Consider the following 16,093-nt stretch of genomic DNA (forward strand, 5'->3'; position numbering starts at 1 on the left):
ATCTCTTCACCGACGAGGAATGCTACAATTTCTTCAAAGCCGCCGGATATGAAACCGATTAAACGCAACAGGCTCTAGGGCGATCCAGATCGACGAGCCCGCCCTGCGCGAAGGCCTGCCCCTGCGCCGCCGGGACCGGGACGGCTATCTGCACTGGGCCGTCGACTGCTTCCGCCTGGCGGCCAGTCCCGTGCGCTGCGACACCCAGATCCACACCCACATGTGCTATTCCGAATTCAACGACATCATGCCCGCCATCGCCGCCATGGATGCCGACGTGATCTCGATCGAGGCTTCGCGGTCGGACATGGAGCTGCTGGAGGTGTTCGGCGACTTCGAATACCCCGCCGGGATCGGGCCGGGCCTGTGGGACATCCACGCGCCCCGCGTCCCGTCCCGGGACGAGATGGTGGCGCTGCTGCGCAGGGCGGCGGGGGTGATCCCGGCGGACCGGCTGTGGGTGAACCCCGATTGCGGGCTGAAGACACGGGACTGGCCCGAGACCCTGGCCTCGCTGGAAAACCTTGTCGCGGCGGCCAGGGCGCTGCGCCAGGGCGATCTGGCGCCCCTGCCCATCGACCGGGGCCCGCGCGCCGCAGCGCATCCGGCCTGCGGCTGCCGCTGATCGCGGGGCGGAACGGGGCCGCGCGCCCCGGTTCGTCCGCCGGCGGACCGCGCCGCGCCCGTTCCGGCGTGCCCGTCCCCACGTGCCATCGCGCCGCGTCGGGGATGCGCGCCCGGTCTTGTGCCGGATGCGTTTGCGGTGCAGACCAGGGGCGTCCTTGCGGAAGCCTGCCGTTGTTGCCGGCCCGCAGTCTTGTGCAGGAGCGGCGGATGCCCGACAACAATGCCCAGCCGGTCGATCGCGACTGGTCCGGCGCGATTTCTCCCACCGAGGAGATCATCGGCGAGGCCCGTCAGGGCCGCATGTTCATCCTGGTCGATCACGAGGACCGGGAAAACGAAGGCGACCTGGTGATCCCCGCACAGATGGCCACGCCCGCCGTCATCAACTTCATGGCGACCCACGGGCGCGGCCTGATCTGCCTGTCGCTGACCGGGGCGCGGATCGACGCGCTTGGGCTGCCGCTGCTGTCCCCCAAGAACTCCAGCCGCCACGAGACCGCCTTCACCATGTCGATCGAGGCGCGCGAGGGCGTGACCACCGGCATCTCGGCCCGGGACCGCGCCCATACCATCGCGGTGGCGATCGACCCGGCCAAGGGTCCGGCCGACATCGCCACGCCCGGTCACATCTTTCCGCTGCGCGCCCGCGACGGCGGCGTGCTGGTGCGCGCAGGCCATACCGAGGCCGCCGTCGATGTCGCGCGCCTGGCGGGGCTGAACCCTTCGGGCGTCATCTGCGAGATCATGAACGACGACGGCACCATGGCGCGTCTGCCCGATCTGGTCGTCTTCGCGCAACGGCACGGGCTGAAGATCGGCACCATCAGCGACCTGATCGCCTATCGCCGCCGCCACGACAACCTGATCGCGGAACGCGGCCGGATGGCCGTGCAGTCGGCCCATGGCGGCGACTGGACGATGCGCGTCTTTGCCGACGAGACCACGGGCGCGGAACATATCGTGCTGACCAAGGGCGACCTGGCCGCGCCGGGGCCGGTGCTGGTGCGGATGCATGTGCTGGATCCGCTGCACGACGTGCTGGGCATCGGGCGCAGGAACGCGGGCACGCTGGACCAGGCCATGCGCATCATCGCGGCCGAGGGCAGGGGCGTCGTGGTGCTGTTCCGCGACACCGAGCCGCGCCTGCCGCGCCAGGACGAGGTGTCCTCGCACGTGCTGCGGCAATACGGGTTGGGGGCGCAGATCCTGTCCTCGCTGGGGTTGTCGGAGCTGGTTCTGCTGACCAACTCGGCCCCGGTCCGCGTGATCGGGCTGGACGCCTATGGGCTGTCGATCCATTCAACCCGACCGATCAAGGAATAAGCCATGGCCGCCAGCATCGACCACCACCAGCTGCCGCTGCCCCGCATCGGGGGCGACCTGCGCCTGCTGATCGTTGTGTCGCCCTATTACCGCCAGATCGCCGACGGGCTGGTGCGGGGCGCCCGCGCCGCCGCCGCCGAGGCAGGCGCCGCCGTTGATCTGGCCGAGGTGCCGGGCGCCCTGGAAATTCCCACCGCCATCGCGCTTGCCGCCAGCCGCCAGCCCTATGACGGCTATGTCGCGCTTGGCTGCGTGGTGCGCGGCGAAACCACGCATTACGACACGGTGTGCAACGACAGTTCCCGCGGGCTGACGCTGCTGGGCTTGCAGGGGCATTGCATCGGCAACGGCATCCTGACGGTCGAAAACATCGACCAGGCCCTGGTGCGGGCCGATCCGCAGGGCCAGAACAAGGGCGGCGGCGCGGCGGCTGCGGCGCTGCACCTGATCGCGCTGAAGCGCCGGTGGGATTGCGGCTGATCCCGCGGCGAAGGGAGGGTGCGACTTCTGGTCGATTGTGACCGGGCCCGGCCCGTGGCACCCTGCCGGCGGGTCGGAAATCTTGGGGGGAAGACGATGCGGTTTCCGGGACGAGGCCGGATCCTGGGGCTGGCCCTGGGCCTTGCCGCGGCGATGCTGGCGGGGCCGGGCGGGGCGCAGCAGCCCTTGCCGACGATCACCGTCGGCACGCTGGAAAACGGCACCGTCAACTGGGAACTGGAAACCATCCGGGACCGGGGTTTCGACCGCGAGAACGGGTTCGAACTGCGGATGCGGCCCTTTGCGGGCAATCCCGCCACGCAGGTCGCCATGCAGGGGGGCCAGGTCGATGCCATCGTGTCGGACTGGATCTGGGTTGCGGTGCAGCGGGCGAATGGCGCGCCTTTCACCTTTTGGCCCTATTCCACCGCCGTGGGCGGGCTGATGGTGCCTGCCGACAGCCCGGTGCGGGGGCTGGCGGATCTGGAAGGGGAAAAGATCGGCATCGCTGGCGGGCCGGTGGACAAGAGCTGGCTGATCCTGCGCGCGTATCACCGCCAGCGGACCGGCCGCGACCTGGCCGATGTCACGCAGCAGGTCTTCGGCGCCCCGCCGATCATCCAGAACGCCGCCGAGACGGGCGAGGTCGCAGGCGCGATCAATTTCTGGCATTTCCTGGCCCGGATGCAGGCGGGCGGGATGCATCAGGTGATCAGCGTGGCCGAGGCCGCGCAAGGCCTGGGCCTGGACCCGGACACGCCGCTGCTGGGATACGTCCTGCGCGACGACTGGGTGGCGAACAACCCCGGCCTGGCGCGGGGGTTGGCGCAGGCGTCGCGGCAGGCCAAGGATCTTCTGGCCCGCGACGACGGCGCCTGGCAGGCCCTGCGCCCGACGATGGAGGCCGGCACGGAGGCCGAATTCATCGCGCTCCGCGACGGCTGGCGCGCGGGGATCCCGCCCGAAGGTCCGGTCGATCCCGCCGACGCGCAGCGGTTGTTCGCGCTGCTGGCGGAACTGGGCGGCGATGAACTGACCGGCGGTTTGTCCGATCTGCCGCCGGGGCTGTTCTGGCCAGGTGAATAAACCGCCCCTGCATAAGCGCCCCGGCCTGGTGCCGGGACTTTTGTCGGTTCTGCTGCTGCTGGCCTTGTGGATGGCGGTCGCGGCGGCGGCGGACGATCCGCGCACCATGCCCTCGCCCCTGGCCGTCGCGGGGCGGATTGGGACGCTTGCGGCATCGGGCGAATTATGGCTGCACGCGGGCGCGACGCTGCTGCGGGTCGGGGCCAGCTTTGCCATCGCCATGGCCGCGGGCGTCGCGCTTGGGCTGTGGATGGGCCGGTCGCGGGCGGCGGATCACTGGCTGAACCCGGGGCTGGTGATCGCGCTGAACGTCCCGGCCCTGGTGGTGATCGTGCTGGCCTATATCTGGATCGGCCTGAACGAGGTCGCGGCCGTCGCCGCCGTGGCCCTGAACAAGATCCCCGTCACCACCGTGATGCTGCGCGAAGGAGCCCGCGCCCTGCGCCCCGACCTGGACGACATGGCGCGGGCCTTCCGCATGGGATGGTGGGCGCGGCTGCGCCATGTCGTGCTGCCCCAGCTTGCGCCCCATGTCGCGGCGGCGGCGCGGGCCGGGATCTCGCTGATCTGGAAGATCGTGCTGGTGGTCGAATTCCTGGGCCGCTCGAACGGAGTGGGCTTCAAGATCCATCTCCTGTTTTCCTCGTTCGACGTGGCGGGCGTGCTGGCCTGGGCCTTGTCCTTTGTCGCGGTGATGCTGGCCATCGACCTGGCCATCCTGCGCCCGTGGGAGGCTGGCGCGAACCGCTGGCGCCGCGATGAGGCTTGATCTGGCGGGCAAATCCTTTGCGGGCCGCCCGGTGCTGGGGGCGCTGCGGCTGGCCGTCGGACGCGGGCAGCGCCTGGCGATCCTGGGCCCGTCGGGCATCGGCAAATCCACGCTTCTGCGCATCCTGGCCGGGCTGGACGGGGATTTCCAGGGCCGTCTGGAAGGGCGGGAAAGGCTGGCGGTGGTGTTCCAGGAACCGACCCTGCTGCCCTGGCGGCGGGCGGTCGCCAACATCACCCTGCCCACCGGGTGCGATCAGGCGCAGGCCCGCGCCCTGATGGCCGAGGCGGGTCTGACAGGGCACGAGAACAAGTTCCCCCGCCAGCTTTCCCTGGGCCAGCAGCGCCGTTTGTCGCTGGCCCGCGCCTTTGCCGCCCGTCCCGACATCCTGCTGATGGACGAGCCATTCGCCAGCCTCGATCCCGGCACGGCGGGCCGGATGATGGACCTGACCGCCCGGCTTCTGGACCGCAGCGGCGCCGGGCTGGTTCTGGTCACGCATGACGCGGCCGAGGCCGCCCGCCTTGGCGCCGCGCCGGTCCGGCTGGCGGGCAGCCCGGCGGTGCTGGCCGCAAACGGGGTGTCCGGCCTCGGCTGAACTGCACCGGGGGGAAAGACCAGCCCCGCCGCGATCCTTCGGCGCGCGAGATGCTTTCAGGGTTTTCCGGATCCGCCGGCGGGGCCGCGACGGCGCTGGCGGGCGGCCATGCCCCGGTCATCGGCCCGGATCTGGGGGAACGGGCCGCCGACGCCATCGCGGGATCCGCGCGCAGATCGGGCAGGCCGGCGATGCCCGGAACACGCGCCCCATGCCGACGGCCAGGCTGATCCCGCTGGCGATCCCGCCGCGCTTCCGCAAGGGCCGTGAACGCGTCCGGGGTCAGCGCGCGACGCAAGGCCGGGGATCGCCCTTGCAAAGCCGGACGGTGCCGCGCCCGTCCTACGACAGATCCTCGATGATGTAGTCTTCCCAGTCCTCTTCGCAGACCTCGGCCTCGCTGACGGTCCAGCCGCGGACGCTGGCGCCGGCGCGGTGGACGGTTTCGCGGTCGCCCGAGATCAGGTGGTGCCACTTGTACAAGGGCCGCCCCTCGTGGCGGAGGCGATAGGCGCAGGTCGCGGGCAGCCACCAGGCGATCTCGGCCAGCTTGCGGGGGGTCAGGACCACGCAGTCGGGAACATAGTCGTGGCGGTTGGCATAGCTGCCGCATTGGCATTTCTCGCCGTCCAGCAGCTTGCAGGCGACGCGGGTGAAGGCCAGCTCGTTGGTGTCCTCGTATTCGATCTTGTTCAGGCAGCACTTGCCGCAGCCGTCGCACAAGGCCTCCCATTCGTCGGGGGCAAGCTGCGGCAGGGGCAGCTCCCAGAAACGCTCGCGCATCAGACGCCCGCCAGCACCGTGCGGGCCTGTTCCGCATCGGCGGCTATCTGGTCGATCAATGTCTGCACGCTGTCGAATTTGGCCTCGTCGCGCAGGAATTCAACCAGGCCCACCGAAAGATGCTGGCCGTAAAGGTCGCCGCTGAAGTCGAACAGATGCACCTCAAGGTTGGGGGCGTTGCGGCCGAACATCGGGCGCACGCCCAGGCTGGCGACGCCCTGGCAGGACAGCTTGTCCGGCCCGGTCAGCACGTCCACCACCACGGCATAGACGCCAAGGCGCGGCAGGTGCAGGTCGTCCATGCGCATGTTGGCGGTGGGCCAGCCGAATTCGCAGCCGCGCTTGTTGCCGTGGACGACCTCGCCCTCGATCCGGTGCAGGTGGCCCAGCATCCGTTCCGCGTCGCGCGGCCGCCCTTCGGCCAGCGCGCGGCGGATCGCGGTCGAGCTGTAGTCCTGCCCGCCATGGCCCAGCAGCGGCACCGCCGTCACGCCGAAGCCAAACTGCGCCCCCAGGTCGCGCAGGGTCGCGACATTGCCCGCCCGGTCCTTGCCGAAGACGAAATCCGCGCCAACCGTGACATGGCTGACACCAAGCCCGCCAACCAGCACGTCGCGGGCGAATGCCTCGGGCGAAAGGCCCGCCAGCACCGGGCCGAAGGGCAGCTCGTAGAGCTGTTCCACCCCCAGCCGGGCCAAGCGGTTGGCCCGCGATTCCGAGTTCATCAGCCGAAAGGGCGGGGCGTCAGGGGCGAAGAACTGGCGGGGGTGGGGTTCAAAGGTCACAATGCCCAGGGGGGCGTCCACGGCGCCGCGCGCGGCCTCGATCACGGCGCGGTGGCCCAGGTGGACGCCGTCGAAATTGCCCATGGCGACAGAGGCGCCACGGGCGCCTGCCGGAAGTCCTGTCCAGTCGCGGTGGATCTGCAAAGGGTGCCCCCACTGGGACGCGGACGCCCCGTCAGTCGAACTTGCGGCTTGGCGCCAGAACGACCGCCTCGCCTTTCAGGACGACCGTATCACCCACGAGGCAGCGGGTTGCAAGCGTGACCCGCCGTTTCGGGTGGTCGATGCTGTCCACCGTCACCTCGGCCCGGACGGTATCGCCGGGGCGGACGGGGGCCATGAACTTCAGCGTCTGGCCCAGATAAACCGTGCCATGGCCCGGCAGTTGTTCCCCGATCACGGCGGAGATCAGCCCCGCCGTCAGCATCCCATGGGCGATGCGGCCTTCGAAGATCGTGTCGCGGGCATAGCCGTCGTCCAGATGCACCGGGTTGCGGTCGGTCGAAACCTCGGCGAACAGCTCGATGTCGCGGTCCGTCACCTGCTTTTGCAGGTGGCGGGTCATGCCGACCTCCAGATCCTCGATGACGATGGTGCCGCGGGGAAAGTTGTCCAGCATAGGGCGTTCCATGGTGAGACCAAGCCAAGGGAATGATGCTGCATAGCAGCGAAAAACCGCTTTAGCAACAATATTTCGGTTTTCCGTCGGTTGATTGTAACAATGTTGCTGATCGGTTCCGGATCGGACCGGTGCGGGTCCAGCGGAAAGCCGGTCCCCGGACCTTGCGCGGAGACCGCGCCGGGATGTCGGCTGCGGAACCGGGGTCTGCATCATGGCGGCGGCGTCGCGGGATGGCGGACGGACGGTCTTCTTGCTTTGGACTCGCCGGACCGGAGCCGCTGGCGTGCCATTTCCGAGCGGGCAGCGCGCCGGCATCCGAACGTCCCGCCCGATCCGCCCCTTGCCGGGCCGGACCCCGCCGCGCGCCTGCCGCGGCCGTGCAGCGCCAGCCCCGAGGATCGCGCGGCGCCGCCGGGATCAAAGCCCCCGGGGATCAAAGCCCTTGTCCCGTGCGGCCAAGGCGCGGCATTTCGGATCCCCTCATCCGTTCATGTGTTTTTCTGCCGCCGCCGGGCGGTCAGCGCAGCCGGCCGATGCTGTATCGCGGGGCCAGGGCATGGCCGCCCAGCCAGTCCAGCAGCAGGACGTTGTCGGGATTCTCGACATCCGGCCCAAGCGCGTCGGCCGCAAGGCCGCCGGTCACGAACAGCACGTCGATGCCCTGGTCCAGGCCGCCCTTCACGTCGGTGAAGATGCCGTCGCCGACCGCCAGGATCCGCGCGTCCGGCCCCAGAGCCAGCAGCCGCCGCGCGCGGTCGTAGATCGGCGGATGCGGCTTGCCGAAATACAGCGACTGGCCGCCAAGCCCTTCGTAGTATTCCGCAAGCGCGCCCGCGCAGTAGATGCGCGTCTCGCCCATGTCCACCACCACGTCCGGGTTGGCGCAAAGCAAGGGCAGCCCGCGGTCGCGCGCCTGCATCAGCCGGTCGTGATAATCCTGCGGCGTTTCGGTCAGCTCCTCGAAGGGGCCGGTGGCGACGATGCCTTCGGCCTCGGCCAGCGGCACGCGCTGAATGGGGGGCGCGTCGGCGAACTCGGCGGGTATGTCGTCGAAGAAGCCGTTGTCCTTGCCGGTGCCGATATGCCAGACCTTGCGGCCCACGGCGCCCGCGAACATCGCCTCTTGCGCGGCATCGCCGGAACTGACGACGATGTCCCAGGCGTCGCGCGGCACGCCCATGCGGTCAAGCTGGGCGATCACGTACTGGTTCGGACGCGGCGCGTTGGTCATCAGGACGACCCGGCCACCCCCTTGGCGGAACGCCTGCAAGGCGGCCACGGCGGCGGGATAGGGCTGCTTGCCGTTGTGCAGGCAGCCCCACAGGTCGCAGAACAGCACGTCGTAATCGGCGCCGATCTGCGACAGCGACTGGATGATCTTCGTCATTACAGGGCAAGCACCGGGATGATCTGCTTCTTGCGGCTCATCACGCCGGGCAGAACCACGCTGTCGCCGGTCACGGGCACGCCGAAGCTGCGCTCGGCCAGCTGGCGGACGAACTCGTTGGGGATCAGCAGGGTCGCCTCCTTGCGCAGGATGTCCACCACGAAGCACAGCACCTCGTCCGCGCCGTCGGCGGCGGCCACGCGCGGCATGGCGGCCAGCAGCGCGTCCTTGCGCGCCAGCAGCGTCTGCGGAGAGGTGGTTTCCAGAACCGTGATCCGCAGGTGCTTGCCGCCCAGGTCGTATTCCTTGCTGTCCAGCCGCAGCAGGGCCTCGTCGCTGAAGGCGCTGACATCGGACTTGGCCGCGAACATCTCGGTCGCGTAGTCGGTGATGTTGACGCCCAGGTCCGCGGCCAGCTTTTCGGCCACGGCGCGGTCATGGGCCGTGGTGGTGGGGCTGCGGAATTCCAGCGTGTCCGACAGGATGCAGGTCAGCATCGCGCCCTTGACGGATTCGGGCGCGCGGGCCATGTCCTCGCCGATCAGGTCGTGCATGATGGTGGCGGTGCAGGCCAGGGGACGCACGGTGATGTTGATCGGCACGCGGGTCTTGATGCCCCCCGCCAGCAGGTGGTGGTCGATGATCTCGATCACGTCGGCCCCGTCCAGGCCGGCGGGCAGTTCGGCGGGGTTGTTGGTGTCCACGATCACGCACTGATCGCCCGGGGCCAGGTCCGCGATGATCTGCGGCTTGTCCAGGTTCCACCGCTTCAGCATCCACAGGGCTTCGGCGTTGGGTTCCCCTTGCAGGACCGCCTGGGCGGGGGTCTTGCGGACCTCGTTCAGATACCAAGCCCAGATGATGGGCGAGCCGGTCGAATCCGTGTCGGGGGCGGTATGGCCGAAGACCTTGATCATGATGCACCTGTAAGCGGTCTGATTTCGCACGCGTTATAGGGCGGGGCCGGGGGGATGTCCAACGGATGAGGGGATGGTGCCGGTTGCAGGAATCGAACCCGCGACCTTCTGATTACAAATCAGCTGCTCTACCAGCTGAGCTAAACCGGCATGACGCACGGGGCGACGCCTTCTGCCTAGCGGGTGCGGGCGGTTTTCGCAAGCGGCGAAAGCGGTTTGACTGCACCGGCGGCCCAGCTACTGTGCGGCGTCGCCCGCGGCGGTCGAGACGAGGGAAGGAACGGTCCGATATGCAGATGGTGTTTCACCTGGGGGTGCATTGCACGGATGGCGACAGGCTGCTGAAGACGCTGCTGAACAACCGCGACCGGCTGATGCGGCACGGCACCGACATCGTGACCCCGAACCGCCACCGCGGATTGTTCGAAGAGGCGCTGATGTCGCTGAAGGGCGGACGCGCCACGCCCGAGATGCAGCAGATCATGCTGGATGCCGTCCTGCACAGCGACGCCCCGGACCGGGCGGTCTTTTCCACGCCCTCCTTCATGGGGGCGCCGGGCCGCGTGGTGGGGCAGACGGGGCTTTACCCGCAGATGGGCGCGCGGGCGGCGGCGCTGGCCAACCTGTTCCCCGACCACGAGGTCGAGTTCTTTCTGGCCATCCGCAACCCCGCGACCCTGATCGCCGAGGTGCTGCCGATCTTCACCGGCGGCGGCTATCCCGTGCTGATGCAGGGGCGCCATCCGCTGGAATTGCGCTGGCGCGACCCGATCCAGGCGCTGCTGCGCGCGGTTCCCGGCCGCCGGGTGGTGATCTGGTGCCACGAGGACGTGCCCCTGATCTGGCCCGAGATCGCCCGCCTGGCCGGCAACATCCCCCCCGACGCCCCCCTGGCCGGCGGGACCATGTATCTGGAGGAGATCCTGGGCCCCGAGGGCATGGCCCGTCTCAGGGAGGCCTTGTCCGCGCAGGACCGGCTGACCGTCGCGCAGCGCCGCGCGATCTGGTCCGAGGTGATCCAGAACCACGCGCTGCCCGCCGCGCTGGACCAGGTGATCGACCTGCCGGGCTGGACGCAGGAAGTGGTGGACCGGGTGACCGAGCTTTACCGCGCCGACGTGGCCGAGATCGCGGTGCTGCCGGGGGTCGAGTTCGTGCTGGCCTGAAAAACCCGGCGCGGTCCGTGCGGCGGGGCAGGGAACGGCCTTGGGGCGGATCGGCCTTCAGGAACGATCTGGGACCGCGGCACCCGAACGGGCGGGACACGGAAACGGATGCGTGATCCCCCCGACCCCAAAGGGCCGCGCCCGCCGGGGCCGCGCCGCCGAGACCTGACGGATCGGCGGTTCGGGCGGCATCGGCGGCGCGTGCGGGGGACGGTCTTGCGCCGATCGGAGGCGGCGGACCATGACCGTCTCTGCCCTAGCGTTCCGACGCCATCCCCCGATCGGGCCAGGTCACGGCCCGGCGGTAAAGGTGCCATGTCGCGTGGCCCAGGATCGGCAGCACGAGGATCAGCCCGGCAAACAGCGGGATCATCCCCAGCAGCAGCGACACGGCGACGACCAGCCCCCAGGTGGCCGCCGCGCGCGGGTTGCGGCGCACCACCGCAAGCGAGGTCGCCAGCGCCACCGGCACGCCCACCGGACGGTCGATCAGCATCGGGAAAGAAACCAGGGCAAGGCAAAGCACCACCCCCGCGAAGACGAAGCCCACGCCGGTTCCGGCCAGGATCATCGTCCAGCCGTCGCGCGTGGTCAGGGTCGCCCGCAGGAAGTCGAGCAGGCCGCCATAGGATTCGGGGCCAAGGGTGGCGGCCCAGATCGCATGCGCGGCGTAAAGCCAGACCACGAAGATCACCGCCAGAAGGGCGCTCAGCGCAAGAACCGGCCCAAGCACCCGGCCTGTCAGCGCGGCCAGCGCCGCGCCCCAATCCGCCGGCTCGCCCGCCTCGCGCCGCCGGCTCATTTCGTAAAGGCCGACCGCCGCGACCGGTCCGACCAGGGGAAAGCCCGCAACCAGCGGGAACAGCAGATGCACCTGGCCGGCGTTGAAGGCCCAGACGGCAAGAACAAAGCCGATCACCGGATAAAGCGCCACCCCGATGATCACGTCCGACCGAAGCGCGGCGAAATCCCGGGCGCCCTGGCGCAGCGCCGCGCGGATGTCGCCCGTGCCGATGCTGTTGACCTGGGGGCGGGTCATCTCGTGGCTGCCGATCCCCTCGACCGCCGAGCCCAGGCCACGGCCCATCCCGGCCAGCCTTTGCGCGCTCCAGCTTACCGGGTTTCCGATCGTCTTGTCAGGCATGGCTGCATCCTCCCTTGCTGGAGGGCCCGGACCCGGGCGAGGCGTCAGCCGGAGAACCCGGCGCCCCCCGCGATCATCCCGGGGCCGAACCGTCCTCGTCGCCAGTCTAGCAGATTCGCGGCAAGGTTGCACCCTTGGATTCGGGCGCGGGGTTTTCGGCCCGGCAAGGCCGCACCGGCAGACGGCAAAAAGGGCGCCCGCGGGCGCCCTTCGATCCCGGCCAGGCCAGCGGCCCGGCCCTGTCCGGCAGGATCCTTACTTGATCTTGCCTTCCTTGTATTCGACGTGCTGACGGACGACCGGGTCGTATTTGCGGACGGTCATCTTCTCGGTCATGGTGCGGGCGTTCTTCTTGGTCACGTAGAAATGGCCCGTGCCGGCGGTCGAGTTCAGCCGGATCTTGATGGTGGTGGGCTTCGCCATGTCATTGCTCCTGCTTCGGGGCAATCGCGCGGCGCAGACCCCGTGGAATTCGTTTGAAGCCCGGCTTTTACCCGCGGATGCGTCGAAGTCAACCGCGAATCGCGGCATCCGGGCGTGATTTGCGCGGAAGGCCTGTAAGCCGGATTCTGTCCACCGCCATGGGCGGCTGGATGACCATTCCTCTGGCCCGGCGGTTGCCCGCCGGATCAAGCTGCCTACCCGGACCTGCTGGGGCAAGGCGGCCCTGCGGGGTTGCCCCCGCGCGCGGTCCCTATTCGGCATTGCTCCCGGTGGGGCTTGCCATGCGGGGCCTGTTGCCAGGCCCCCGGTGGGCTCTTACCCCACCGTTTCACCCTTGCCCGCACGGATGCGGGCGGTCTGTTCTCTGTGGCGCTTTCCCTGGGGTTGCCCCCGCCGGGCGTTACCCGGCACCGTCGCCTCATGGAGTCCGGACTTTCCTCGACAGCGAACTGCCGCGGTCATCCGGCCCTCCGCGCATGGGGGATATGGCGGGTCGGGCGGTCGGGGTCAATGGCGGTGTTTCAAGAACCGGGACAGGGGGGCGGCGCGCGCTCACCGATGGGGCGGAACAAATGCTCGCCCGCAATTCGGCCGGCTGGTCGGCTTGACCCGCGGGTTCATCGCGCGGCCGATGGTTCGGCTTGCAAGGACCATGAGAAATCCAGCGTCCAAGCCCCATGAATTCCATCGTGGCCACTTGGAGCCAGGGAGCTTTCTGCGGGTTGTTCGGACCCTCCACATGCTTTCGCGGCGGCAGACAGCAGCCTTCTGCAAGGCACCGAGTTGTCCCTGGAACACCAGGACGTCCTTGCAACGTGTTGCGGCCAAGAAAGGTCGGGGTCCGGTTCTGACCCGGGGATGGTTTCAATGCGGGTGCATCCCGCAAGGAAGATCAGCGCCGAAGTGAATGCGAGGCGGATGCTCGCGCAGCCTCCTGTCCTTTGCCCTCTCTTTAGCAACAAAAAGCCCCCGCTGCGAAACAGCGGGGGCGCATGGCGCGTGCTTGCGCGCAGCCTGCGGGGTGCCGGTCAGCTTTTCGCCAGGTTCCGCAGAACGTAATGCAGCACGCCGCCGTTCTTGAGGTATTCGATTTCCACCTCGGTATCGACGCGGGCTTTCAGCTGGATTTCCTTGGCCGTGCCGTCGCCGTAGCGGATGGTGCAGGGCACCAGCGACAGCGGCTTGAAGTCGCCGGCAAGCCCGTGGATCGACACAACCTCGTCGCCCTTCAGGCCCAGCGTCTTGCGGTTCTCGCCCGGCAGGAACTCCAGCGGAACGACGCCCATGCCGACCAGGTTGGAGCGGTGGATGCGCTCGAACGACTCGGCGATCACGGCCTTGACGCCCAACAGGTTGGTGCCCTTGGCCGCCCAATCGCGGCTGGATCCCGCGCCGTATTCGACGCCGCCGAAGATCACCAGCGGCACGCCCTGTTCCTGATAGGCCATCGAGGCCTCGAAGATCGTCGTCTGCTGGCCGTCCGGCCCCTTGGTGAAGCCGCCTTCCACGCCGTCCAGCATCTCGTTCCTGATGCGGATGTTGGCGAAGGTGCCGCGCATCATGATCTCGTGATTGCCCCGGCGCGAGCCGTAGCTGTTGAAATCCTTCGGCGCGACCTGGCGTTCCAGCAGATACTGGCCCGCGGGCGTGGTGGGCTTGAACGACCCCGCCGGGCTGATGTGGTCGGTGGTGATCATGTCGCCCAGGATCGCCAGCACCCGCGCGCCCTCGATGTCGCTGATCACGCCCGCCTCCTTGGACATGCCGCGGAAATAGGGCGGGTTCTGGATATAGGTCGAGGTCGGCGGCCAGTCATAGGTCTCGCTGTCGGTGACCTCCACCGCCTGCCAACGCTCGTCGCCCTTGAACACGTCGGCGTATTTCGACTGGAACGCCTCGCGCGTCACGGTCGCATGGACCAGTTCGGCGATTTCCTGGTTGGTGGGCCAGATGTCCTTCAGATAAACGTCGCGTCCTTCTGGCGTCTGGCCGATGGGGTCGCGGGTCAGATCCACGTTCAGATCGCCCGCGATGGCGTAGGCCACCACCAGCGGGGGCGAGGCCAGAAAGTTCGCGCGCACGTCGGGGCTGATCCGGCCCTCGAAGTTGCGGTTGCCCGACAGCACGGCGGTCGCGACCAGATCATGGTCATGGATCGCCTTGGAGATCGCCGGATCGCCCAGCGGACCCGAGTTGCCGATGCAGGTGGTGCAGCCGTAGCCCACAAGGTTGAAGCCCAGGGCGTCCAGATCCTCTTGCAGGCCCGCGGCCTCCAGGTATTCGCCCACCACCTGGGATCCGGGCGCCAGCGAGGTCTTGACCCAGGGCTTGCGGTTCAGGCCCAGCTGGCGGGCCTTGCGGGCGACCAGACCGGCCCCGATCATCACGTAAGGGTTCGAGGTGTTGGTGCAGCTGGTGATCGCCGCGATCACCACGGACCCGTCGCGGATGCTGTAATCGGTGCCTTCGACCGGAACGGTCTTCAGCACGTCGCGGACCATGACCTCGCCGTCGTTCTGCGCGCCGCCGCGATAGTCGGACACCAGCTTCCTGAAGGTCTGGGCCGAGTCGGTCAGCGGCAGGTAATCCTGCGGGCGCTTCGGACCCGAGATCGCCGGCACGATGGACCCCATGTCCAGTTCCAGCGTCGAGGTATAGACCGGCGCGTAATCCGCCCCGCGCCAGAAACCGTTTTCCTTGGCATAGGCCTCGACCAGGGCGATGCGGTCCTCGTCCCGGCCGGTGTTGCGCAGATAGCGCAGGGTTTCGTCGTCGATGGGGAAAAAGCCGCAGGTGGCGCCGTATTCGGGGGCCATGTTGGCGATGGTCGCGCGGTCGGCCAGCGGCAGGTTGTCCAGCCCCTCGCCGTAGAATTCCACGAACTTGCCCACCACGCCGTGCTTGCGCAGCATCGCCACGACCTTCAGCACCAGGTCGGTGGCCGTCGTGCCCTCGACCATCCGGCCGGTCAGCTTGAAGCCCACGACTTCCGGGATCAGCATGGACACGGGCTGGCCCAGCATCGCCGCCTCGGCCTCGATCCCGCCGACGCCCCAACCCAGGACGGCAAGGCCGTTGACCATGGTGGTGTGGCTGTCGGTGCCCACCAGCGTGTCGGGATAGGCGACCAGATCGCCGTTCTGGTCGGTGTCGGTCCAGACGGTCTGGGCCAGGTATTCCAGGTTCACCTGGTGGCAGATGCCGGTTCCCGGCGGCACCACGCGGAAGTTCTGGAACGCGTTCTGGCCCCATTTCAGGAACTGGTAGCGTTCGATGTTGCGTTCGTATTCCAGATCCACGTTTCTCTGGAAGGCGCGGGGATTGCCGAATTCGTCGATCATCACGGAATGGTCGATAACCAGATCGACCGGGTTCAGCGGGTTGATCTTCTGCGGGTTGCCGCCAAGGCCGATGATCCCGTCACGCATCGCGGCAAGGTCAACGACCGCCGGAACGCCCGTGAAGTCCTGCATCAGCACGCGGGCGGGGCGATAGTTGATCTCGCGCGGGTTCTTGCCGCCCATCGCGGCCCATTCGCCGAAGGCCTTGATGTCGTCAACGGACACCGAAAAGCCGCCGTCCTCGAAGCGCAGCAGGTTTTCCAGCACGACCTTCAGCGAGGCAGGCAGTTTCGAGAAATCGCCAAGTCCGGCTTCCGTGGCGGCGGCGATCGAATAAAAGGCGTAATCCTTGCCGCCCGCCGTCAGCTTGCGGCGCGTCTTGGCGGTGTCGGTTCCGATCTGGATAGGCATGGGGGCCTCCCTGTCTGCGAATTGGATGGGTCGGGCTTGCGTGCCTTGCTTTGCCCGATGCGGGGGAACAGCGCAAGGGTGTCGCGCCGCGAATTGTATGCAATCGCATACCATAGATGGGGCTGTTGCTCAAGGAGCACAAGGGCGGCTCACGGCCCGGCTAACAAAGCGTTGATTTGTTCGGGGCAGGGGACGGGGGCTATGCAGGGC

Annotated in this window: 15 protein-coding genes, 1 tRNA gene, 1 other RNA gene and 1 pseudogene; 8 read left to right on the forward strand and 10 right to left on the reverse strand. The window is 68.4% G+C overall.

All coding sequences use genetic code 11. From position 1 onward, the window contains the following. Window positions 1-67 precede the first annotated feature (67 nt). From ACFOM8_RS09445 to ACFOM8_RS09475, 7 genes and pseudogenes are all read left to right on the forward strand, one after another. A pseudogene (locus ACFOM8_RS09445) lies at window positions 68-625 on the forward strand (hypothetical protein); the annotation flags it as partial. Window positions 626-834: 209 nt separating this feature from the next. Continuing rightward, window positions 835-1,950 carry a 3,4-dihydroxy-2-butanone-4-phosphate synthase gene (ribB, locus tag ACFOM8_RS09450; RefSeq protein ID WP_377761111.1) on the forward strand — a complete coding sequence of 372 codons (1,116 nt, stop codon included), beginning with the start codon at window positions 835-837 and terminating at the stop codon, window positions 1,948-1,950. Window positions 1,951-1,953: 3 nt separating this feature from the next. Further along, window positions 1,954-2,430: a 6,7-dimethyl-8-ribityllumazine synthase gene (locus tag ACFOM8_RS09455; protein WP_377761112.1), complete on the forward strand. Its 477-nt coding sequence runs from the start codon at window positions 1,954-1,956 to the stop codon at window positions 2,428-2,430. Window positions 2,431-2,526: 96 nt separating this feature from the next. Further along, entirely contained in the window at window positions 2,527-3,516 is a 990-nt protein-coding gene (locus tag ACFOM8_RS09460) for an ABC transporter substrate-binding protein (protein WP_377761113.1), read from the forward strand. After that, window positions 3,509-4,285 carry an ABC transporter permease gene (locus ACFOM8_RS09465; RefSeq protein ID WP_377761114.1) on the forward strand — a complete coding sequence of 259 codons (777 nt, stop codon included), beginning with the start codon at window positions 3,509-3,511 and terminating at the stop codon, window positions 4,283-4,285. The genes ACFOM8_RS09460 and ACFOM8_RS09465 overlap by 8 nt, the downstream gene beginning before the upstream one ends. After that, entirely contained in the window at window positions 4,275-4,883 is a 609-nt protein-coding gene (locus tag ACFOM8_RS09470; RefSeq protein WP_377761115.1) for an ABC transporter ATP-binding protein, read from the forward strand. Before ACFOM8_RS09465 ends, ACFOM8_RS09470 begins: the two co-directional genes overlap by 11 nt. Before the next feature lie 211 nt (window positions 4,884-5,094). Beyond that, window positions 5,095-5,250 (forward strand): hypothetical protein, encoded by a 156-nt coding sequence (locus tag ACFOM8_RS09475; protein ID WP_377761116.1) that lies wholly within the window; start codon window positions 5,095-5,097, stop codon window positions 5,248-5,250. Here the strand turns inward: ACFOM8_RS09475 and ACFOM8_RS09480 are convergent. The 6 genes from ACFOM8_RS09480 to ACFOM8_RS09505 all read right to left on the reverse strand — a co-directional run bounded on the left by ACFOM8_RS09480 (window position 5,226) and on the right by ACFOM8_RS09505 (window position 9,527). Beyond that, window positions 5,226-5,666 carry a YcgN family cysteine cluster protein gene (locus ACFOM8_RS09480; RefSeq protein ID WP_377761117.1) on the reverse strand — a complete coding sequence of 147 codons (441 nt, stop codon included), beginning with the start codon at window positions 5,664-5,666 and terminating at the stop codon, window positions 5,226-5,228. The genes ACFOM8_RS09475 and ACFOM8_RS09480 overlap by 25 nt on opposite strands. Next, on the reverse strand, window positions 5,666-6,595 hold the full coding sequence (locus ACFOM8_RS09485) for a bifunctional riboflavin kinase/FAD synthetase (protein ID WP_377761118.1): 930 nt from the start codon (window positions 6,593-6,595) through the stop codon (window positions 5,666-5,668). The genes ACFOM8_RS09480 and ACFOM8_RS09485 overlap by 1 nt, the downstream gene beginning before the upstream one ends. A 31-nt stretch (window positions 6,596-6,626) precedes the next feature. Next, window positions 6,627-7,070 (reverse strand): MaoC family dehydratase, encoded by a 444-nt coding sequence (locus ACFOM8_RS09490; RefSeq protein ID WP_377761298.1) that lies wholly within the window; start codon window positions 7,068-7,070, stop codon window positions 6,627-6,629. Window positions 7,071-7,590: 520 nt separating this feature from the next. Then, the gene (locus ACFOM8_RS09495) at window positions 7,591-8,460 is read right to left on the reverse strand and encodes a TIGR01459 family HAD-type hydrolase (protein WP_377761119.1); all 870 of its coding nucleotides are present in this window, start codon (window positions 8,458-8,460) and stop codon (window positions 7,591-7,593) included. Continuing rightward, window positions 8,460-9,377 (reverse strand): manganese-dependent inorganic pyrophosphatase, encoded by a 918-nt coding sequence (locus tag ACFOM8_RS09500; protein ID WP_377761120.1) that lies wholly within the window; start codon window positions 9,375-9,377, stop codon window positions 8,460-8,462. Before ACFOM8_RS09500 ends, ACFOM8_RS09495 begins: the two co-directional genes overlap by 1 nt. A gap of 74 nt (window positions 9,378-9,451) precedes the next feature. Beyond that, a tRNA-Thr gene (locus tag ACFOM8_RS09505) sits at window positions 9,452-9,527 on the reverse strand. A 140-nt stretch (window positions 9,528-9,667) separates the two neighbouring features. Between ACFOM8_RS09505 and ACFOM8_RS09510 the strand changes: the two genes are divergently transcribed. After that, window positions 9,668-10,543, forward strand: coding sequence for a hypothetical protein (locus ACFOM8_RS09510; RefSeq protein WP_377761121.1), 876 nt, complete (start codon window positions 9,668-9,670; stop codon window positions 10,541-10,543). Window positions 10,544-10,799: 256 nt separating this feature from the next. Here ACFOM8_RS09510 and ACFOM8_RS09515 read toward each other — a convergent pair whose 3' ends face one another. The 4 genes from ACFOM8_RS09515 to acnA form a co-directional block, all read right to left on the reverse strand. Beyond that, the gene (locus ACFOM8_RS09515) at window positions 10,800-11,687 is read right to left on the reverse strand and encodes a DUF2189 domain-containing protein (protein ID WP_377761122.1); all 888 of its coding nucleotides are present in this window, start codon (window positions 11,685-11,687) and stop codon (window positions 10,800-10,802) included. 255 nt (window positions 11,688-11,942) lie between these two features. Continuing rightward, complete coding sequence (rpmG, locus tag ACFOM8_RS09520) at window positions 11,943-12,110, reverse strand: 50S ribosomal protein L33 (protein ID WP_022707377.1); 168 nt, start codon at window positions 12,108-12,110, stop codon at window positions 11,943-11,945. A gap of 119 nt (window positions 12,111-12,229) precedes the next feature. Further along, an RNA gene (rnpB, locus tag ACFOM8_RS09525) (RNase P RNA component class A) lies at window positions 12,230-12,605 on the reverse strand. 554 nt (window positions 12,606-13,159) lie between these two features. After that, complete coding sequence (gene acnA, locus ACFOM8_RS09530) at window positions 13,160-15,883, reverse strand: aconitate hydratase AcnA (protein WP_377761123.1); 2,724 nt, start codon at window positions 15,881-15,883, stop codon at window positions 13,160-13,162. Between the last annotated feature and the right edge of the window lie 210 nt (window positions 15,884-16,093).

Source organism: Paracoccus angustae, from assembly GCF_042648745.1.
GTDB classification, from domain to species: Bacteria; Pseudomonadota; Alphaproteobacteria; order Rhodobacterales; family Rhodobacteraceae; genus Paracoccus; species Paracoccus angustae.

Bases quoted from the DNA above. Each gene is read 5' to 3' on its own strand.
- ribB (WP_377761111.1), top strand. From the start codon at position 835: ATGCCCGACAACAATGCCCAGCCGGTCGATCGCGACTGGTCCGGCGCG.
- ACFOM8_RS09455 (WP_377761112.1), top strand. From the start codon at position 1,954: ATGGCCGCCAGCATCGACCACCACCAGCTGCCGCTGCCCCGCATCGGG.
- ACFOM8_RS09515 (WP_377761122.1), bottom strand. From the start codon at position 11,687: ATGCCTGACAAGACGATCGGAAACCCGGTAAGCTGGAGCGCGCAAAGG.
- ACFOM8_RS09495 (WP_377761119.1), bottom strand. From the start codon at position 8,460: ATGACGAAGATCATCCAGTCGCTGTCGCAGATCGGCGCCGATTACGAC.
- rpmG (WP_022707377.1), bottom strand. From the start codon at position 12,110: ATGGCGAAGCCCACCACCATCAAGATCCGGCTGAACTCGACCGCCGGC.
- ACFOM8_RS09470 (WP_377761115.1), top strand. From the start codon at position 4,275: ATGAGGCTTGATCTGGCGGGCAAATCCTTTGCGGGCCGCCCGGTGCTG.
- ACFOM8_RS09475 (WP_377761116.1), top strand. From the start codon at position 5,095: ATGCCGACGGCCAGGCTGATCCCGCTGGCGATCCCGCCGCGCTTCCGC.
- ACFOM8_RS09490 (WP_377761298.1), bottom strand. From the start codon at position 7,070: ATGCTGGACAACTTTCCCCGCGGCACCATCGTCATCGAGGATCTGGAG.
- ACFOM8_RS09460 (WP_377761113.1), top strand. From the start codon at position 2,527: ATGCGGTTTCCGGGACGAGGCCGGATCCTGGGGCTGGCCCTGGGCCTT.
- ACFOM8_RS09510 (WP_377761121.1), top strand. From the start codon at position 9,668: ATGCAGATGGTGTTTCACCTGGGGGTGCATTGCACGGATGGCGACAGG.
- acnA (WP_377761123.1), bottom strand. From the start codon at position 15,883: ATGCCTATCCAGATCGGAACCGACACCGCCAAGACGCGCCGCAAGCTG.
- ACFOM8_RS09500 (WP_377761120.1), bottom strand. From the start codon at position 9,377: ATGATCAAGGTCTTCGGCCATACCGCCCCCGACACGGATTCGACCGGC.
- ACFOM8_RS09480 (WP_377761117.1), bottom strand. From the start codon at position 5,666: ATGCGCGAGCGTTTCTGGGAGCTGCCCCTGCCGCAGCTTGCCCCCGAC.